Source organism: Nocardioides salarius (assembly GCF_016907435.1).
GTDB classification, from domain to species: domain Bacteria; phylum Actinomycetota; class Actinomycetes; order Propionibacteriales; family Nocardioidaceae; genus Nocardioides; species Nocardioides salarius.
In genome coordinates this window covers 1,988,117-2,004,103 of record NZ_JAFBBZ010000001.1, presented here as the reverse complement: position 1 = coordinate 2,004,103, position 15,987 = coordinate 1,988,117, and the positions used below count along the sequence as shown (strand labels likewise).

At 74.3% G+C, this 15,987-nt stretch carries 18 protein-coding genes; 8 read left to right on the top strand and 10 right to left on the bottom strand.

Annotation, left to right across the window (positions count from 1 at the left end):
- Nucleotides 1-17: 17 nt before the first annotated feature.
- The 5 genes from JOE61_RS22140 to larB form a co-directional block, all read right to left on the bottom strand.
- Complete coding sequence (locus tag JOE61_RS22140) at nt 18-407, bottom strand: cyclic nucleotide-binding domain-containing protein (RefSeq protein ID WP_193670878.1); 390 nt, start codon at nt 405-407, stop codon at nt 18-20.
- 147 nt (nt 408-554) lie between these two features.
- The gene (locus JOE61_RS09655) at nt 555-1,796 is read right to left on the bottom strand and encodes an arginine deiminase (protein WP_227492322.1); all 1,242 of its coding nucleotides are present in this window, start codon (nt 1,794-1,796) and stop codon (nt 555-557) included.
- 33 nt (nt 1,797-1,829) lie between these two features.
- Complete coding sequence (locus tag JOE61_RS09650; protein WP_193670877.1) at nt 1,830-2,450, bottom strand: TMEM165/GDT1 family protein; 621 nt, start codon at nt 2,448-2,450, stop codon at nt 1,830-1,832.
- Nucleotides 2,451-2,488: 38 nt separating this feature from the next.
- Nucleotides 2,489-3,691, bottom strand: a complete 1,203-nt coding sequence (larC, locus tag JOE61_RS09645; RefSeq protein ID WP_307822907.1) for a nickel pincer cofactor biosynthesis protein LarC — start codon at nt 3,689-3,691, stop codon at nt 2,489-2,491.
- Nucleotides 3,688-4,404 (bottom strand): nickel pincer cofactor biosynthesis protein LarB, encoded by a 717-nt coding sequence (larB, locus tag JOE61_RS09640; RefSeq protein WP_307822906.1) that lies wholly within the window; start codon nt 4,402-4,404, stop codon nt 3,688-3,690. The genes larC and larB overlap by 4 nt, the downstream gene beginning before the upstream one ends.
- A gap of 120 nt (nt 4,405-4,524) precedes the next feature.
- On the opposite strand from larB, the gene JOE61_RS09635 reads away from it, so the two are divergent.
- Nucleotides 4,525-4,869, top strand: a complete 345-nt coding sequence (locus JOE61_RS09635; RefSeq protein WP_193670875.1) for a hypothetical protein — start codon at nt 4,525-4,527, stop codon at nt 4,867-4,869.
- A 19-nt stretch (nt 4,870-4,888) separates the two neighbouring features.
- Here the strand turns inward: JOE61_RS09635 and JOE61_RS09630 are convergent, their stop codons facing one another.
- On the bottom strand, nt 4,889-5,731 hold the full coding sequence (locus tag JOE61_RS09630; protein WP_193670874.1) for a prephenate dehydratase: 843 nt from the start codon (nt 5,729-5,731) through the stop codon (nt 4,889-4,891).
- Between the two features lie 23 nt (nt 5,732-5,754).
- Here JOE61_RS09630 and JOE61_RS09625 point away from each other — a divergent pair, with 23 nt between their 5' ends.
- Nucleotides 5,755-6,153 carry a DUF4446 family protein gene (locus JOE61_RS09625; protein ID WP_193670873.1) on the top strand — a complete coding sequence of 133 codons (399 nt, stop codon included), beginning with the start codon at nt 5,755-5,757 and terminating at the stop codon, nt 6,151-6,153.
- Nucleotides 6,154-6,177: 24 nt separating this feature from the next.
- A complete protein-coding gene (locus tag JOE61_RS09620) occupies nt 6,178-7,785 on the top strand; it encodes an MFS transporter (protein WP_307822905.1) in 1,608 nt (535 codons plus the stop codon).
- A 39-nt stretch (nt 7,786-7,824) separates the two neighbouring features.
- Here the strand turns inward: JOE61_RS09620 and JOE61_RS09615 are convergent, their stop codons facing one another.
- Nucleotides 7,825-9,399 carry a bifunctional phosphatase PAP2/diacylglycerol kinase family protein gene (locus JOE61_RS09615; RefSeq protein WP_193670872.1) on the bottom strand — a complete coding sequence of 525 codons (1,575 nt, stop codon included), beginning with the start codon at nt 9,397-9,399 and terminating at the stop codon, nt 7,825-7,827.
- A 75-nt stretch (nt 9,400-9,474) separates the two neighbouring features.
- On the opposite strand from JOE61_RS09615, the gene serS reads away from it, so the two are divergent.
- From serS to JOE61_RS09590, 5 genes are read left to right on the top strand one after another with little or no spacing between them, the layout of a single operon-like run.
- Nucleotides 9,475-10,764: a serine--tRNA ligase gene (gene serS, locus JOE61_RS09610; RefSeq protein WP_193670871.1), complete on the top strand. Its 1,290-nt coding sequence runs from the start codon at nt 9,475-9,477 to the stop codon at nt 10,762-10,764.
- 17 nt (nt 10,765-10,781) lie between these two features.
- The gene (locus tag JOE61_RS09605) at nt 10,782-11,585 is read left to right on the top strand and encodes an HAD family hydrolase (protein ID WP_204797397.1); all 804 of its coding nucleotides are present in this window, start codon (nt 10,782-10,784) and stop codon (nt 11,583-11,585) included.
- The gene (locus JOE61_RS09600) at nt 11,582-12,100 is read left to right on the top strand and encodes a GNAT family N-acetyltransferase (protein WP_307822904.1); all 519 of its coding nucleotides are present in this window, start codon (nt 11,582-11,584) and stop codon (nt 12,098-12,100) included. The genes JOE61_RS09605 and JOE61_RS09600 overlap by 4 nt, the downstream gene beginning before the upstream one ends.
- Nucleotides 12,097-12,924, top strand: coding sequence for an HAD family hydrolase (locus JOE61_RS09595; RefSeq protein ID WP_307822903.1), 828 nt, complete (start codon nt 12,097-12,099; stop codon nt 12,922-12,924). Before JOE61_RS09600 ends, JOE61_RS09595 begins: the two co-directional genes overlap by 4 nt.
- Before the next feature lie 17 nt (nt 12,925-12,941).
- Nucleotides 12,942-13,607: a hypothetical protein gene (locus JOE61_RS09590; protein WP_193670869.1), complete on the top strand. Its 666-nt coding sequence runs from the start codon at nt 12,942-12,944 to the stop codon at nt 13,605-13,607.
- Between the two features lie 235 nt (nt 13,608-13,842).
- On the opposite strand, the gene JOE61_RS09585 is transcribed toward JOE61_RS09590, so the two are convergent.
- Genes JOE61_RS09585 through JOE61_RS09575 form a run of 3 tightly spaced genes read right to left on the bottom strand, consistent with a single transcriptional unit; the run spans nt 13,843 to nt 15,945 of the window.
- Nucleotides 13,843-14,508 carry a bacterial proteasome activator family protein gene (locus JOE61_RS09585; RefSeq protein WP_372440063.1) on the bottom strand — a complete coding sequence of 222 codons (666 nt, stop codon included), beginning with the start codon at nt 14,506-14,508 and terminating at the stop codon, nt 13,843-13,845.
- Nucleotides 14,509-14,549: 41 nt separating this feature from the next.
- Nucleotides 14,550-15,524, bottom strand: a complete 975-nt coding sequence (locus JOE61_RS09580; protein WP_193670868.1) for an NAD(P)H-quinone oxidoreductase — start codon at nt 15,522-15,524, stop codon at nt 14,550-14,552.
- A gap of 22 nt (nt 15,525-15,546) precedes the next feature.
- Entirely contained in the window at nt 15,547-15,945 is a 399-nt protein-coding gene (locus JOE61_RS09575; protein WP_193670867.1) for a DUF6457 domain-containing protein, read from the bottom strand.
- Nucleotides 15,946-15,987: the final 42 nt, after the last annotated feature.

Below are 15,987 nucleotides of genomic sequence, written 5' to 3'. Positions count from 1 at the left end.
CGGCGTCGCCCACCGGCTCAGCGGTGCTTGGCGCGGTCGGCGTCGAAGCGCTCCTTCGCGACGTCGTCGAGGGCCTCGCCGAAGCTCGGCAGCTCGACGGCGAGCTTGTTGAGCGCCTCGGCGGTGAAGTGGATCAGCTCGAGGGGGCTGAGGGCCACGACGCTCGCGGTGCGCAGCGAGTGGTTGACGATCGCGGCCTCGCCCATGATGTCGCCGGGGCCGAGCTGGGCGATCTCCTCGCCGTGCTGGCGCACCGAGACGGTGCCCGACAAGATGATGTAGGCCTTGTCGGCGCCGGTGCGCTCCGAGATGGGCGCCCAGCCCTCGGGCAGGGTCACTCGGGTTCCCGCGGAGGAGATCTTGGCGATCTCCTCGGGGGTGAAGGCGCTGAAGAACGAGCCGGCCACGGGCACAACCTTTCGGGGGTTCGGGGTCCCTCCCGCGGTGATCCTCGCGGACCGGCCGCGGGCTGGCAACCACCCGTCGTGCGCGTCACAGCCGCCCAGGGGGAGGAACTGGCGCCGGCTCGCGCGGAACTGGCGCCGGCTCGCGGGTCAGAGCGGGTCGCGCACGATCGGGCAGCTCATGCAGCGCGGACCGCCGCGGCCCGACCCGAGCTCGGAGCCGGCGATGCGCACCACCTCGATGCCGGCCTCCTCCAGCCGGTCGTTGGTCTCGTCGTTGCGCTCGTAGGCGACCGCGACCCGGGGCGCGAGGGCCAGGGTGTTGTTGCCGTCGTCCCACTGCTCGCGCTCGGCGGTGACCGGGTCGAGGCCGGTGTCGATGTGGTGCAGCTCGTCGATGCCCATGGCCTTGGCCGCGGCGACCAGGAACGGCTCGGCGCCGGAGACGTCGAGGCGCAGCGTGGACTCGTCGTCGGTGTCCTCGGCCAGGGTGACCGTGTAGGCCTGCAGCGAGTCGGCGACGTTGGGGTACATCACGACCTTGTCGACGTCGACCAGGGTGCAGATCGTGTCGAGGTGCATGGTGGCCCGCTCCTGGGTGATCGGCACCGCCAGCACCGTGCGCGCCAGCCCGGCGTGGAAGACCTGGCGGGCGAAGCGCTCCACGCCGGCGGGGGTGGTGCGCTCGCCGACGCCGACCGCGATGACGCCGGGGGCCAGCAGCAGCACGTCGCCGCCCTCGACGTGCTCGGAGTGCCAGCCGTGGATCTTGCGGGTGCCCCGGAAGCGCGGGTGCTCGGTGTAGATCAGCTCGGTCAGCTGGGTCTCACGGGTGCGCGCGGGCATCGCCAGCGACGTCACCGCCACCCGGTCGCGCACCCACACGCTGGAGTCGCGGGTGAACAGCAGGTTGGGCAGCGGGTCGACCAGGAAGTCGTAGGGCGAGAGCAGCGAGGTGACCAGGCCGAAGCCGCCGCGCACCTCGTCGTTGCGGATGCCCGCCGTCAGGTACGCCGTGAGGTCCTCGGGGCCGGCGTCGTGCAGGAAGCGGCCCAGGTAGCTGCGCAGCGTGTCGCCGAGGTGCAGGCCCGACAGCGCGGCGGTGATGGCGTGGTTGCGCGCCATCTCGTCCTGCAGCGTCTCGGTCAGCAGCTGGGTCAGGTAGAGCACCTCGACGTCGCGGGCGCGCAGCGCGTCAGCGAAGGCGTCGTGCTCCTCCTGGGCGCGCGCCACCCACGGGATGCCGTCGAAGAGCAGGCGGTCGTTGTTGCGCGGGGTCAGCCGCTTCAGCTCGTTGCCGGGCCGGTGCAGCATGACGGTGCGCAGCCGGCCGACCTCGCTGTCGGCGCCGTGCATGGGCTGGTCGGCGCTCGGGTGCGGGCTCGCAGTCATGGGCTCACCCTAGTGCCGCGGGCCCGCGGGTCGTCAGGCCAGGAGCTCGTACGCCGTCAGGCTCGCCAGCGCCAGGCAGACGGTCGCCCCGCCCCACATCAGCACGTGAACCGGCACCCGCCGCGTGAGCGCCCGCCCGACCAGCACCGCGAGGGCGCTGACGGTGAGCAGTGCGGCCAGGGCGCCCACGAAGACCGGCAGCACGGCGTCGAAGCGCGCCACCAGGGTGATGGTGAGCAGCTGGGACAGGTCGCCCCACTCGGCGGCGAAGAGCACCAGGAACGAGGCCAGCACCGCGCGCCAGCCGGTGGCGGGGGTGGCGCGCTCGAGGATCTCGGCGCCCTCGGCCGCTTCGTCATCTGCCTGGTCGGCCTGGCCGGCCCGGGCCTGCCGGGCCTCGCGCGCCAGCAGCGCGGCGCCGACCAGGAACATCACCGCGGCCAGCCCGCGCACCAGGTCGTCGGGCAGGAACGAGACCGCCCGGCCCAGCAGCACCGCCACGCCGGTCTGCACGGTGAAGGCCAGGCCGACGCCGAGCCAGACCAGCAGCGGCCGGTAGCGGGTGCTGAGCACCAGCGTGGCCAGGAACGTCTTGTCGGGCAGCTCGACCAGGAAGATGGTGCCGAACGTGATCAGCAGGGCGCTCAGCTCCACCGGGGGTCCTCCTCGACCTGTCTCTCAGCCTGGGCCGGTCACTCGATCAGCGACCGGGCCGCCGCCTGCGCCTCGGCGAGCACGTCGCGCGCGGGGCGGCCGGTGGCCTGCGCCACCGCCGCGACATCGTCCCACTCGGGCTGGGCGGTCACGACGCGGCCCCGGTGCCGCGAGACCTTGACCCGCACCTGCACCCCGTCGACCTCGACGGCCGCGACCGCGCGCTCGAGGGCCCGCTTGGTCACGGTGTGCTCGCGCAGCCCGATGGTGGAGGTCTGGGCGAAGACCACGTCGCGCACCCGCTCGGCCAGTGCCGGGCGCACCAGCACCGACAGGGTGTGGGCCGGGCGGCCCTTCTTCATGGTGATCGGGCTCAGCCACGCGTCGGCGGCGCCGGCCGCGAGCAGCGCCTCCAGCACCCCGGGCCACAGCCGCGGGTCGAGGTCGTCGACGTTGGCCTCGACCACCAGCTCCTGCGGGTCCTGCCCGCCCCCGGGAGCGTCGGGCGCGTGCGCCGCGCCGGCCAGGACCCGCACCACGTTGGCGTGGGTCGCCGGGTCGCGCCCGCCCGCACCGACCCCCACGGCCGCGACGGCCATCGCCGGCTGCGGCCCCCAGTCGTCGGCCAGGCCGACCAGCAGCGCGGCGCCGGTGGGCGTGCACAGCTCGGCGGGCGGCGCACCGGCCGGTCCGGCGTACGACGGGACGCCGCGCAGCAGCTCGACCACGGCCGGCACGGGCACCGGCAGCGAGCCGTGGGCGGCGCCCACGCGCCCCGAGCCGACCGCCACCGGGCTGACCACGACGGGGCCGCCGTGCACGCCGAGCAGGTGGGCCAGGCCGGCGCAGACCCCGACGACGTCGGCGATGGCGTCGAGGGCACCGACCTCGTGGAAGGCCACGTCGTCGGGGGAGTGGTCGTGCACCGCGCCCTCGGCGGCGGCCAGCCGCGCGAAGACGCCGGTGGCCCGCTCGCGCACTGCCTCGTCGAGGTCGGCCGCGGCGAGCAGGCGGCGTACGTCGTGCCAGGTGCGGTGGGTGGCGCTGTCGGCGACCTCGACGTGGCACCGGATGGCGCCCAGGCCGGCCCGGTGGACCCGCTCGACGCGCAGGGCGACCGGCTCGGGGGTGACCGCGTCGACGGCGCCCTGCAGCACCTCGACCGGCACGCCGGCGCCGACCAGGGCGCCGAGCAGCATGTCGCCGCTGGCCCCGGCGGTGGCGTCGACCCAGAGGCTCACGGCTGCGCCCCGGGCGCTGCGCGGGTGCCGCGGGGCGCGCTCTGCCGGGCGATCCGGGCCGCCAGCACGCCCGCGCCGTAGCCGTTGTCGATGTTGACCACGCCGATGCCGGGCGCGCAGCTGTTGAGCATCCCCAGCAGCGCCGAGACCCCGCCCAGCGAGGCGCCGTAGCCGATGCTCGAGGGCACCGCGACCAGCGGCACGCCGACCAGCCCGCCGACCACCGACGGCAGCGCGCCCTCCATGCCGGCCACCACCACCAGCGCGTCGGCCGCGGCCAGCTCGTCGCGCACCGCGAGGAGGCGGTGCAGCCCGGCGACGCCGACGTCGTCGACGCGGCGGACCCCGGCCCCGTGCGCGGCCACGCTGAGGGCGGCCTCGGCGGCCACCGGGGCGTCGGAGGTGCCGGCCGCCACGACCAGCACCAGGCCGCGGGGGGACGGCAGCGGGCCCAGCATCGCGGCGCGGGCCACGTCGTCGACCGTGGCCTGCGGCAGCTCGCGGGCCACGAGGTCGAGCGCCTCGGGGGCCAGCCGGGTCGCCAGCACCGCCCGGTCGGGGTGCTCGCGGTGCAGGGTCCGGAGCAGGGTGACGACCTGCTCGGGCCGCTTGCCCTGGCCCAGGACGACCTCCGGGTCGCCGGTGCGGGCGGCCCGGTCGACGTCGAGACGGGCGAAGCCGAGGTCCTGGGTGCGGGGCTCGGTGGGGTCCACGGCGCCGAACCTACCCGCCCTCGCGTTGACGGATGTTTCACGCACCCGGGTTTCCACTGCGGTGTGGTGGGTATGCCACAGGCACCGCCGTCGGCGGTCCACGGAGGACATGGGGGTCTGATGGTGGAGCTCGACATCGCACACGAGGTACGCCGCATCTCGGCGAGCCGGCTCGCCTTCGACAGGTCGGCGCAGACGCTGACCTTCCGCCCGCGAGGCGCGACGCCCGTCGGCATCGCGGCCGACGAGCAGACGCTGCGCAACTGGCTGCAGGGCGCCCTGCTCAGCGTGGACGTGGCGCCCAGCCGGGCCCAGCCCCACGAGCGCGCCATCGAGGTGCTGCTGCGCAAGCTGCAGGAGCGCCACGACCGCGGGCACGACCCGTTCGCCGACTACCGGGAGCGGCCGCGGGCGGCGCTCACGCCGTCGCTGCACGAGCCGGCCCTACCGGTGCTGGTCTCCTAGCCCGCTCCGACCGGGGCGGCTACTCGGCGCGGAAGGCGTCGGCGGGGTAGGTGCCGATCAGCTTCACCTCGGTGGTGAAGAACGCCAGCTCCTCCAGCGCGCGCTGCAGCGGCGGGTCGTCGGGGTGGCCCTCGACCTCGGCCAGGAACTGGGTGGCGGTGAAGTGCCCGTCGACCATGTAGCTCTCGAGCTTGGTCATGTTGACGCCGTTGGTGGCGAAGCCGCCCAGCGCCTTGTAGAGCGCGGCCGGCAGGTTGCGCACGTTGAAGACGAACGTCGTGACCAGCGGCCCCGAGCCCTGCTCCGCGGGCTTCGCGTCGCGCGAGAGCACCACGAAGCGGGTGGTGTTGTGCTCCTCGTCCTCGACGTCCTCGGCGAGCACCTCGAGGCCGTAGATGCCCGCGGCCAGCGGCGGCGAGATCGCCGCCTGGGTCGGGTCGCCGGCCTCGGCGACCTCCCGGGCCGCCCCGGCGGTGTCGCCGGAGATCTGCGGTGACAGCCCGTGCTCGCGGATGATGCGCCGGCACTGGCCCAGCGCGTGCACATGGCTGTGCACGGTGCGGATCGTGCCCAGGTCGGCGCCGGGCACCGCCATCAGGTGGAAGCGGATCCGCAGGAAGTGCTCGCCCACGATGTAGAGCGTCGAGGCCGGCAGGAAGTGGTGGATGTCGGCGACCCGGCCCGCGATCGAGTTGTCGATCGGGATCATCGCCAGGTCGGCCTCGCCGCCCTCGACGGCGGCGAAGACGTCCTCGAAGGAGGCGCAGGCCAGGGCCTCCCACTCGGGGTAGTGCTCCTGGCACACGATGTGGGAGTTCGCTCCGGGTTCGCCCTGGTAGGCGATGCGTCGCACGGTGGGCACGCGGTGAGTCTAGGGTCGGCCGCGTGCTCGCCCTCACCGTCGTCTCCCTGGTGGTCTCCCTGGCCGCCCTCGCCCTCGCCGCCCACGTCCTGCGGCGTACGCCGACCGGGTCGGCGGGAGGTGCCGACGCGCTGCCCGAGGACGTGGTCGGGCTGCGCCAGGAGGTCGCCGCGCTGCGCACCGAGGCCCGCGACGCGCTGCGCCACCTCGCGGTGGTGCGCTACGACGCGTTCGGTGACATGGGCGGGCACCTCTCCTGGTCGGTGGCCCTGCTCGACGACGCCGGCTTCGGGATCGTGCTGACCTCGATCCACGGGCGCAGCGAGGCCCGCACCTACGCCAAGTCGGTCGCCGGCTGGACCTGTGACCAGCAGCTCTCCCCCGAGGAGGAGGAGGCGATCTCCGCCGCCCGGGCGGGGTGAGCAGCGCCCTGGCACGATCTGGGAGTGACCCGACCCCCTGAGAGCGCCCTCCCGCCCGCCGACGACACCGCCCGCTGGTGGACGCTGGTGGCGGTCTGCACGGGCGTGTTCATGCTGCTGCTCGACATCACCATCGTCAACGTCGCTCTGCCCGACATCCAGGCCCAGCTCGGCGCGAGCCTGGCCGACCTGCAGTGGGTCATCGACGCCTACGCCCTGAGCCTGGCCGCGCTGCTGCTGACCGCGGGGTCCCTGGCCGACCTCTACGGCCGGCGCCGGGTCTTCGCCATCGGGATCGGGCTGTTCACCCTGGGCTCCTTCGCCTGCGGGATCGCCCAGGACGTGCTCTTCCTGACCCTGGCCCGGGCCTTCCAGGGCATCGGCGGCGCCGCGATGTTCGCGACGGCGCTGGCGCTGCTCGCCACGGCCTTCACCGGGCGCGAGCGCGGGATCGCCTTCGGTGCCTTCGGCGCCACCACCGGCGTCGCGGTCGCCATCGGGCCGGTGCTCGGGGGCGTGCTGACCAGCGGGCTGTCGTGGCGCTGGATCTTCTTCGTCAACATCCCCATCTGCGTCGTCGCCCTCCTGGTGACCCTCGGCCGGGTCCGCGAGTCCCGCGACCCGCGGGCCGGGCGGCCCGACTGGTGGGGCTTCGCCACCTTCAGCCTGGCCCTGGCGGCCCTGGTCTACGGCCTGATCGAGGCCGGGCAGCCCACGCGCGGCTGGGACGACACGCGCGTGCTGGTCTGCCTGGTCGGCGCCGCGCTGCTGATGACGCTCTTCGTGGCCACCCAGCTGCGCCAGCGCGAGCCGATGCTCGACCTGCGGCTGCTGCGCAAGCCGACCTTCGTCGGCGGCCTGGTCGCGGCGTTCGGCGTCTCCGCCTCGGTCTTCTCGCTGCTGGCCTACCTGGTGATCTACCTGCAGAACGTGCTCGGCTACTCCGCCGTCGGCACCGGGGTGCGGCTGCTCTTCCTCTCCGGCGCGTCGTTCCTGGCCGCCGCGGTGGCGGGGCGCCTGACCGAGAAGGTGCCCACCAAGTGGCTCATCGGCCCGGGCTTCCTGGTGCTCGGCGTCGGCCTGGTGCTGCTGTGGGGCATCGAGCCGGGCTCGTCGTGGACCGGGCTGGTCGCCGGCCTGCTCGTCACCGGGGTCGCGATCGGGATGATCAACCCGCCGCTGGCCTCGACGGCGGTCGGCGTGGTGAGCACCGACCGGGCCGGGATGGCCTCGGGCGTGAACTCCACCTTCCGCCAGGTCGGCATCGCCACCGGCATCGCCGCCCTGGGCTCGATCTTCGGCAACCAGATCTCCGCCGCGGTGCGCGAGGGTCTCGCCGGCCAGGTGCCCGACCGGGCCCTGCCCGGGCTCGACGCCGCCCTGTCCGGCGGGCAGGTGCGGGTCGCCGCCGAGGCGGCCCAGCAGGGCGCCGGGGGCGGCGCGGCCGGCCAGCAGGCCTACGACCTGGTCACCTCGGTCGGCACCGTCGCCGTGGTCGACGCGCTCAACCACATCATCGCGATCGCCGCCGTCATCGCCTTCGTCTCGGCCGCGCTGTGCCTGGTGCTGATCCGGCAGCGCGACTTCGTGACCCCCGGCGAGCCGGACGCCCGGGTGCCGGCACAGCCATGATGCCCAGCGCGTGGCCCAGCGCGTGGCCCAGCGCGTGGCTCAGCGCGGGACGCGCACCAGCAACCGGCCGTGGATGCACTCCATCCGCAGCTCGCGGCCCGGGCCGATCGAGTCGCCGTCGAGCTGGCGGGGGGTCTCCTCCTTGGTGCGCACCACCACCGAGGCGCCGGTCTTGCGGTCGACCAGCTCGTCGGTGTGCTTGCGCTTGAGCAGCACCCGCCAGGCCAGCGGGATCCAGGCGAAGAAGTTGCGCGGGTGCAGGATCACCACGTCGAGCTGGCCGTCGTCGATGGTCGCGTCGGGCAGCAGCGGCATCCCGGCCTGCAGGAAGCCGACGTTGCCGACGACGACGGTGCGCGCGCGGTGGGTGGTGAAGTCGGCCCCGTCGACCGAGACCTCCACCTTCATCGACGGGAACATCAGCGACTTCAGGCCGCTGAGCACGTAGGCCAGCCAGCCGACCCGCTTCTTGATGTCCTCGTTGACGCCCTCCATGATCGCGGCGTCGAAGCCCATCCCGGCCATCACCATGAAGTGGGTGCCCTCGATGCCGTCGCCCTCGACGGCGACCATGTCGATGGCGCGGTCCTGCCCGGTCAGGGCCACGTCGATGGCGGCGCGCAGGTAGAGCGGGATGCCGAGGTTGCGGGCCAGCAGGTTGCCGGTGCCGGCCGGCACGATGCCGACCGGGATGCCGGTGCCGGCCAGCTCGGCGCACACCTCGCGCACGGTGCCGTCGCCGCCGCAGACCAGCACCATGTCGGCGCCCGCGACCGCGGCCTCGGCGGCCATGCCGGTGCCGGGGTCCTCGATCGTGGTCAGGTGCCACGTCGGCTCCGACCAGCCGGCCTCGGCCGCCATCACCGAGACCGTGTGGCGGAAGGCGCCCTCGTCCTCGACCTTGATCGGGTTCAGCACCACCGCGAGGCACCGCTGCGTCGGGATCGCCTCGGGCAGCGGCTCGGCCTTGACCGCGTGGCTGCGCGGCAGCGGCGAGTAGAGCGCCAGCACCAGCAGGCCCACCCCGACCCCGAGGAGCACCCCCGCGACCACGTCGGTGGCGTAGTGGCGACCCAGCAGCACCCGGTCGAGCCCGGCCACGACGACCAGCACCGCGGCGGCGGCGTACACCAGGCGGCGGGTGCCCAGGCGGCGGACGAGCATGATCGCCAGCACCACGCAGACCGTGGCGTAGGCGGCGGTCGACGAGGCGTGGCCCGACGGGAAGGCGTTGCTGGTCAGCGAGCCCGCCTCGGTCTGCCAGTCGGGGCGCTCGCGGGCCACCAGCAGCTTGAGGCCGGTGGTGGCCAGGCCGGTCAGCCCCATCACCACGACCGTGTACGCCGCCGCACGCCGGTGCCCGCGCGCGAACATCGCCACCGCCAGCACCACGGTCAGCACCGTCATGCCGATCGTGCCGAGCGCGGTCTCGACCAGCCGCAGCGGGGCGTCGAGCCAGTCGACGTCGACCGCGTCGGCCGCCAGCGGCTCCCCGCGGTCGTCGAGGCCCGAGAGCGGGCCCCATCCGCCGGACACGGCGAGGGCGAGGAGGGCGAAGAGCACGAAGCAGGCAGCAGCCCAGCTCAGCAGCACGTATCGGGAGCGGTCCAGCACGCCGACCAGTATGGGTGACGCGGCTGTCCACAACGGGGGTGAGGCGCTGCGGGGCCCGGCGATAGCCTTCACCCCATGATCGATCCCCGCATCCTGCGTGACGACCCCGACCGCGTCCGAGCCTCGCTCGCCAAGCGCGGCCTGTCCGCCGAGGTGGTCGACCGCGCCCTGGCCGCCGACACCGCTCGCCGTGCCGCCATCGCGGCGTACGAGACGAAGCGGGCCGAGCAGAAGCAGCTCGGCAAGCAGATCCCGCAGGCCCAGGGCGAGGAGAAGCAGGCGCTGCTGGCGCAGACCAAGACGCTGGCCGCCGACGTCAAGGCCGCCGAGGCCGCACAGGGCGAGGCCGAGGCGACCTGGCAGGACGCGCTGGCCTCGATGCCCAACCTGACCTCCGAGGAGACCCCGCCGGGCGGCGAGGACGACTTCGTGGTGCTGGAGACCGTCGGCACGCCCCGCGACTTCGCCGCCGAGGGCTTCGAGCCGCGCGACCACGTCGAGCTGGGCCGGATGCTCGGCGCGATCGACATCGAGCGCGGCGCCAAGGTCTCGGGCAGCCGCTTCTACTTCCTCACCGGCATCGGCGCCCAGCTCGAGCTGGCGCTGGTCAACCTGGCCATGGAGCAGGCCCGCGAGGCCGGCTTCACCCAGGTCGTGCCGCCGTCGCTGGTGCGTCCGCGCGCCATGGAGGGCACCGGCTTCCTGGGCCAGGCCGCCGACGACGTCTACCGCATCGAGGGCGAGGAGCTCTACCTCGTGGGCACCTCCGAGGTGCCGATGGCCGCCTACCACTCCGACGAGATCCTCGACGGCGACGACCTGCCGCTGCGCTACGCCGCGTTCAGCCCCTGCTTCCGCAAGGAGGCCGGCTCGCACGGCAAGGACACCAAGGGCATCATCCGCGTGCACTGGTTCGACAAGGTCGAGATGTTCGTCTACACCACGCTCGAGGACGCCGAGGCCGAGCACCAGCGGCTGCTGGGCTGGGAGAAGGCGTTCCTCGACAAGCTCGAGCTGGCCTACCAGGTCATCGACGTCGCCGCCGGCGACCTGGGGCTCTCGGCGATCCGCAAGTTCGACTGCGAGGCCTGGATCCCCACCCAGGGCAAGTACCGCGAGCTGACCTCGACCTCGAACTGCACCGACTTCCAGACCCGCCGCCTCGACACCCGCGGGCGCTTCGCCACCGACAAGGGCACCGAGATGCGCCCCGTCGCCACCCTCAACGGCACGCTGTGCGCGATGACCCGCACCATCGTGGCGATCCTCGAGACCCACCAGCAGGCCGACGGCTCGGTGCGGGTGCCCGCCGCGCTCCAGCCCCACCTGGGCGGCCTGAAGGTCATCGAGCCGGTCACCCGATGACGTCCTGGACCCCGCGCCTGGTCGCCCTCGACATCGACGGCACCCTGCTGCGCTGGATCGACGGCACCGGCACGTCCCACGAGGAGATCACCCCCGCGGTCCACGACGCCGTACGCCGCGCGCAGGAGGCGGGTGCGCACGTCGTGCTCGCCTCGGGGCGCTCGCCCGACGGGATGACCGGGGTCGCCGACCTGCTCGGCCTGGCCACCGAGGACTCCCCGGTGTGGGTGGTGTCCTCCAACGGAGCCGTGGTCTTCCGCTACCCGCCGATGCAGGTGGTGCACGAGGAGACCTTCGACGCCCGCGCCGCGGTCGCCGCGGTGCTGACCGAGCACCCGCAGGCGCTGGTGGCCGTCGAGGAGCGGGGCCGGGGCTACCGGGTCAACCGGCACTTCCCGATGGGCGAGCTGTCGGGCGAGATGATCCTCAGCGAGGTCGAGTCGATGGTCGCCGAGCCGGTCAGCCGCGTGATCATCCGCGACCCCGACGCCACCGTCGAGGAGTTCGTCGCGCTCGCCGGGCGGCTCGGCCTGCACGGCACCGACTACGTCGTGGGCTGGACGGCGTGGCTCGACCTGGCACCGGTCGGGGTCTCGAAGGCCTCGGGCCTCGAGGTCGTGTGCCGCGAGCTGGGCGTCGAGGCCGCCGACGTGCTGGCCATCGGCGACGGACGCAACGACGTCGAGATGCTCACCTGGGCCGGACGCGGCGTGGCGATGGGCCAGGCCGTCGAGGAGGTCCGCGCGGTCGCCGACGCGGTGACCTCGACCGTCGACGACGACGGCGCGGCGGTCGAGATGTCGCGGTGGTGGCCCGCGTGAGCAGCGCCGTGCCGCAGCCGGGGGTGCTGCCGCTGGAGGTCCGCACCGAGCGGCTGCTGCTCGTGGTGTGGAGCCCCGGCGAGGCCGCCGACATCGCCGCCGGGCGCCGGCGGCCCGAGTGGCACGCCGACTACCCGCGGCCCGACGACCGCGACGCCGCGACGCTCTACGAGCCGCACAGCCCCTGGAGCCCGCGCCACGTGGTGCGCGGGCGCACGGTGCTGGGCTCGATCGGCTGCTTCGGCGCGCCCTCGCCCGCCGACGACGGGGTCCCCGAGGTCGAGGTGGGCTTCGGGCTGGTGCCCGAGGCGCGCGGCTGGGGCTTCGCCAGCGAGGCGCTGGCCGGGCTGGTGGCGGCCCTCGACGTGGCCGGGGTCCGGGTGCGTGCCGCGGTCGAGCCCGACGACCGCGCCAGCCTGCGGGTGCTCGCCCGCTGCGGCTTCACCGGCCTGCGCGGCTCCGACGAGGACGGGCGCCTGGTGATGGTGCGCCCGCTGCCGGTGGCCGCGTCGTGAGCGGCGCCGCTGTGCCGCCGGCCGGGGTGCCCCGGTTGCCCCGGCTCGTCGCGACCGACCTCGACGGCACGCTGGTGCGCAGCGACGGCACCGTGTCGGCGTACACCCGCGAGGTGCTGCTCGAGCTCGACCGCCGCGACGTGCCGGTCGTCTTCGTCACCGGCCGCCCGCTGCGGTGGGCCGCCGACGTCTTCGAGCACGTGGGCGCCCACGGGCTGGCGATCATCTCCAACGGCGCGCTGGTCTGGGACGTCACCGGCGACCGCGCCGTGCTCGAGCGGCCGATCGAGCCGCAGCTGGGGCTGGAGGTCTGCGCGGCCCTGCGCACGGCCGTGCCCGGCACGTCGTACGCCGTCGAGACGATGCGGGGCATCGAGCTCGAGCCCGACTTCATGGAGCGCTACCAGGTGCCCGACGCGGCCCGGCGCGCCCCGGTCGAGGAGCTCTTCGACGGCCCGGCCCTCAAGCTGCTCGCGCGCCACGAGGAGCTGGCGCCCCAGGAGTTCTGGGACGTCGCCGAGGAGGTCACCGGCGGCCGGCTGGTGATCACGTGGTCGTCGTCGACGACGCTGCTCGAGATCAGCGGTCCGCAGGTGACCAAGGCCTCGACGCTCGAGCTGCTCTGCGCCGAGCGCGGCATCGCCGCCGACGAGGTGATCGCCTTCGGCGACATGCCCAACGACCTGCCGATGCTCGGGTGGGCCGGCACGTCGTACGCCATGGCCGACGCGCACCCGACGGTCACCGAGGTCGCCGACCACGTCGCCCCAGGTCACGACGACGACGGCGTGGCGCGGGTCCTGGCTGGTGTGTTCGACCTGTGATCTGGTCTCATGGCAGCGTGCCGAGCCCTCGACGACTGACCGCGCGCCCGTCCGGGCCGTTCGCGGTGGTGGGCAGCCTGGTGCTCGCCGCGCTCCTCGGGTCGGGGCTGCTGCTCGGCGCGGGAGCCCTCCTGACGCCCGCGGGAGCCACCGGTGAGCGGTGCGACAGCGACACCTCGGTGAGCTCGCAGGCCCGCCAGGCCCAGGCCGTCTTCTCCGGCACCGTGGTCTCCAGCAGCGCCGAGCGCCGCTCGGGTGGCCAGCGCGGCGTCGAGCTGACCCACCAGGTCGCCGTCGACCTGGTCTACAAGGGCACCAGCCGGGTCACCGAGGTCGAGGTCGAGGTGGTGACCACCCGCAGCTCGGGCGGGTGCGACCTGGGGCGCCTGCAGGACGAGGAGTCCTACGTCTTCTTCGTCAGCGCCGACCCCGAGACCGAGGGCCGCTTCGTGGCCGCCGGCGACAGCGGCACCGCCACCCGCGACGCGGCGCTGGTGCGCGACATCGAGGAGATCTTCCCCAACCCGAGCCCGCCCGTGGCCGCCGAGCCGCCGGCGGCGCAGTTCGAGCGGCTCGACCTCGACGAGCCCACCCCCCTGCCCCGGGCCCTGGCCCCGGGCGCCGCGATGGTGCTGGTCGGCGGCCTCGGCCTGGTGCTGGCCCGCCGCCTCGCCCGCCGCTGACCCGGCCCAGACTTCCCGCCGACCCGGCCCAGACTTCCCGCTGACCCGGCCCAGACTTCCCGCTGACCCGGCGCAATCTTCCTGCTGACCCGGCCGGCGCCCTCCGACTGCGGACCTGGGTCGACACCGTGGGAAGTACGGGCCGACTCAGGGTGAAGAATGGGCCGACTCGGTGTGAAGTTCGGGCCGGCTCAGGGTGAAGAATGGGCCGACTCGGTGCGGAGTCCGGGGCGGGTCAGAGGTACATGCCGCCGGAGTCGCCGTGGTCGGCGCCCGGGGCCTGACCGGGCTGCCCGGGCTGGCCGGGCTGGGCGCCGTGGGCCCCCGGCCCGGCGGGCAGGCTGCGGCGCATCTGCTCGAACTGGGCCTTGGCGGCCATCTGCTGGGCGTAGATGGCGGTCTGGATGCCGTGGAAGAGGCCCTCGAGCCACCCCACCAGCTGGGCCTGCGCGATGCGCAGCTCGCCCTCGCTGGGCGTGCCCTCCTCGGTGAAGGGCAGCGAGAGCCGGTCGAGCTCCTCGACCAGCTCGGGCGCCAGCCCGTCCTCGAGCTCGGTGATCGAGGCCTGGTGGATGCCCTTGAGGCGCTGGCGGCTCGCCTCGTCGAGCGGGGCCGCCTTCACCTCCTCGAGCAGCTGCTTGATCATGCTGCCGATGCGCATCACCTTGGCCGGCTGCTCGACCAGCTCGGTGATCGAGCGCTCACCCGCCTCGTCGTCCTGCTGCTGGGCCTGTGCGAGCGCCGAGGCCGGCAGGGTCCCCATCGGCTGGCCGTCGGGGCCGACGATGACGACGTGCTGGTCCTGCTCCCCGGCGGGGGAGCCCTGGTCACCGGACTGGCCCGCGGGCTGGGCGTCGGACGGGGCGTCGGACTGGGACTGCTCGTCGGGGTGCTGGCTCATGGGCCCCAGCCTAGGAGGCGGCGTGGCGGGCCGGTGCGGCCCTACAGGGTGAGCAGGATCTTGCCGGTGTGCGCGCCCGAGCCCATCAGCTCGTGCGCCTCGCGCACCTGCTCCAGCGGCATCGTGCCGTGCACCACCGGGCGCACCGACCCGTCGGCGACCAGCGGCCACACGTGCTCGACGACCGCAGCGCAGATGGCGGACTTCTCGCTGACCGGCCGCGAGCGCAGCGAGGTGGCGATGACCGCTGCACGCTTGCGCAGCAGCACGCTCAGGTCGAGCTCGGCCTTGGTGCCGCCCTGCATGCCGATCACGACCAGCCGTCCCTCGGTGGCCAGGGCCTCGACGTTGCGGGCGAGGTACTTGGCGCCCATGTTGTCGAGCACGACGTCGACCCCGCCGTCGGTGCTCTCGCGCACCACCTCGACGAAGTCCTGCTCGCGGTAGTCGATGGCCACGTCGGCCCCGAGCTCGCGGCAGAACGCCAGCTTCTCGGGGGTGCCGCCCGTGGTCAGCACCCGCGCCCCCAGCGCGTGCGCCAGCTGGATCGCGAAGGTGCCGATCCCGCCGGCCCCGCCGTGCACCAGCAGCGACTCCTCGGGCCGCAGCCCGGCGACCATGAAGACGTTCGACCACACCGTCGCCGCCACCTCGGGCAGCGCGGCGGCCGTGACCAGGTCGACCCCGTCGGGCACCGGCATCACCTGCCCGGCCGGCACCACGACGTACGACGCGTAGCCGCCGCCGGCGAGCAGGCAGCAGACCGCGTCGCCCACGGCCCAGTCCTCGACACCCTCGCCGAGCGCGGCGACGGTGCCCGAGCACTCCATGCCGATGACCTCGGAGGCGCCGGGCGGGGGCGGGTAGAAGCCCTGGCGCTGCAGCAGGTCGGCGCGGTTGAGGCCGGCCGCGGCCACCTCGACCAGCACCTCGCCGGGCCCCGGGGTGGGGTCGGGGAGCTCGGCCACGGACAGGATCTCGGGTCCGCCGGACCCGTCGGCGACGACAGCACGCATGCCCCCACCCTAGGGGCCGCGCCTACTCCTCCTCGGCGGCCTCGTGCCCGGGCTCGGGGTCGCGGCCCAGGAGGTCGTCGAGGTCCTCGATCTCGGTCAGCGGGTCGGTCGCCCCGTCGAGGTCGTCCTGGGCGGCATCGGTGCCGAGGTCGTCGGCCGCTGCGGTGGGGGTGTCGGTCGCGGCCGGCTGGTCCCAGCCGTCGGCCAGCGCGCGCACCCGCTCGGCGAGCTCCTCGACCACGGCGGGGCCGCCGCCCTTGGCGCCCGCGGCGAGGCCGAGGAGGTAGGTCGACAGCGGCGCAGCCGGTCGCGCCACGGCGTGCGCCACGTCGCGGGCCAGGTCGAGCAGCAGCGCCTCGTCGACCTCCGCGTCGAGGTCGAGGGCGTCGCAGAGCTCGTCGATCCAGTCGTGGAGGTTCACGGGCAAAGCCTGGCGACCCGGGCCGTCCGGCGCAACACCGGC

What these genes read in the sequence shown, in the direction of transcription:
- JOE61_RS09635 (WP_193670875.1), top strand. Translation starts at nt 4,525, where the DNA reads ATGGTGGAGCTCGACATCGCACACGAGGTACGCCGCATCTCGGCGAGC.
- JOE61_RS09655 (WP_227492322.1), bottom strand. Translation starts at nt 1,796, where the DNA reads ATGACTGCGAGCCCGCACCCGAGCGCCGACCAGCCCATGCACGGCGCC.
- JOE61_RS09585 (WP_372440063.1), bottom strand. Translation starts at nt 14,508, where the DNA reads ATGAGCCAGCACCCCGACGAGCAGTCCCAGTCCGACGCCCCGTCCGAC.
- serS (WP_193670871.1), top strand. Translation starts at nt 9,475, where the DNA reads ATGATCGATCCCCGCATCCTGCGTGACGACCCCGACCGCGTCCGAGCC.
- JOE61_RS09580 (WP_193670868.1), bottom strand. Translation starts at nt 15,524, where the DNA reads ATGCGTGCTGTCGTCGCCGACGGGTCCGGCGGACCCGAGATCCTGTCC.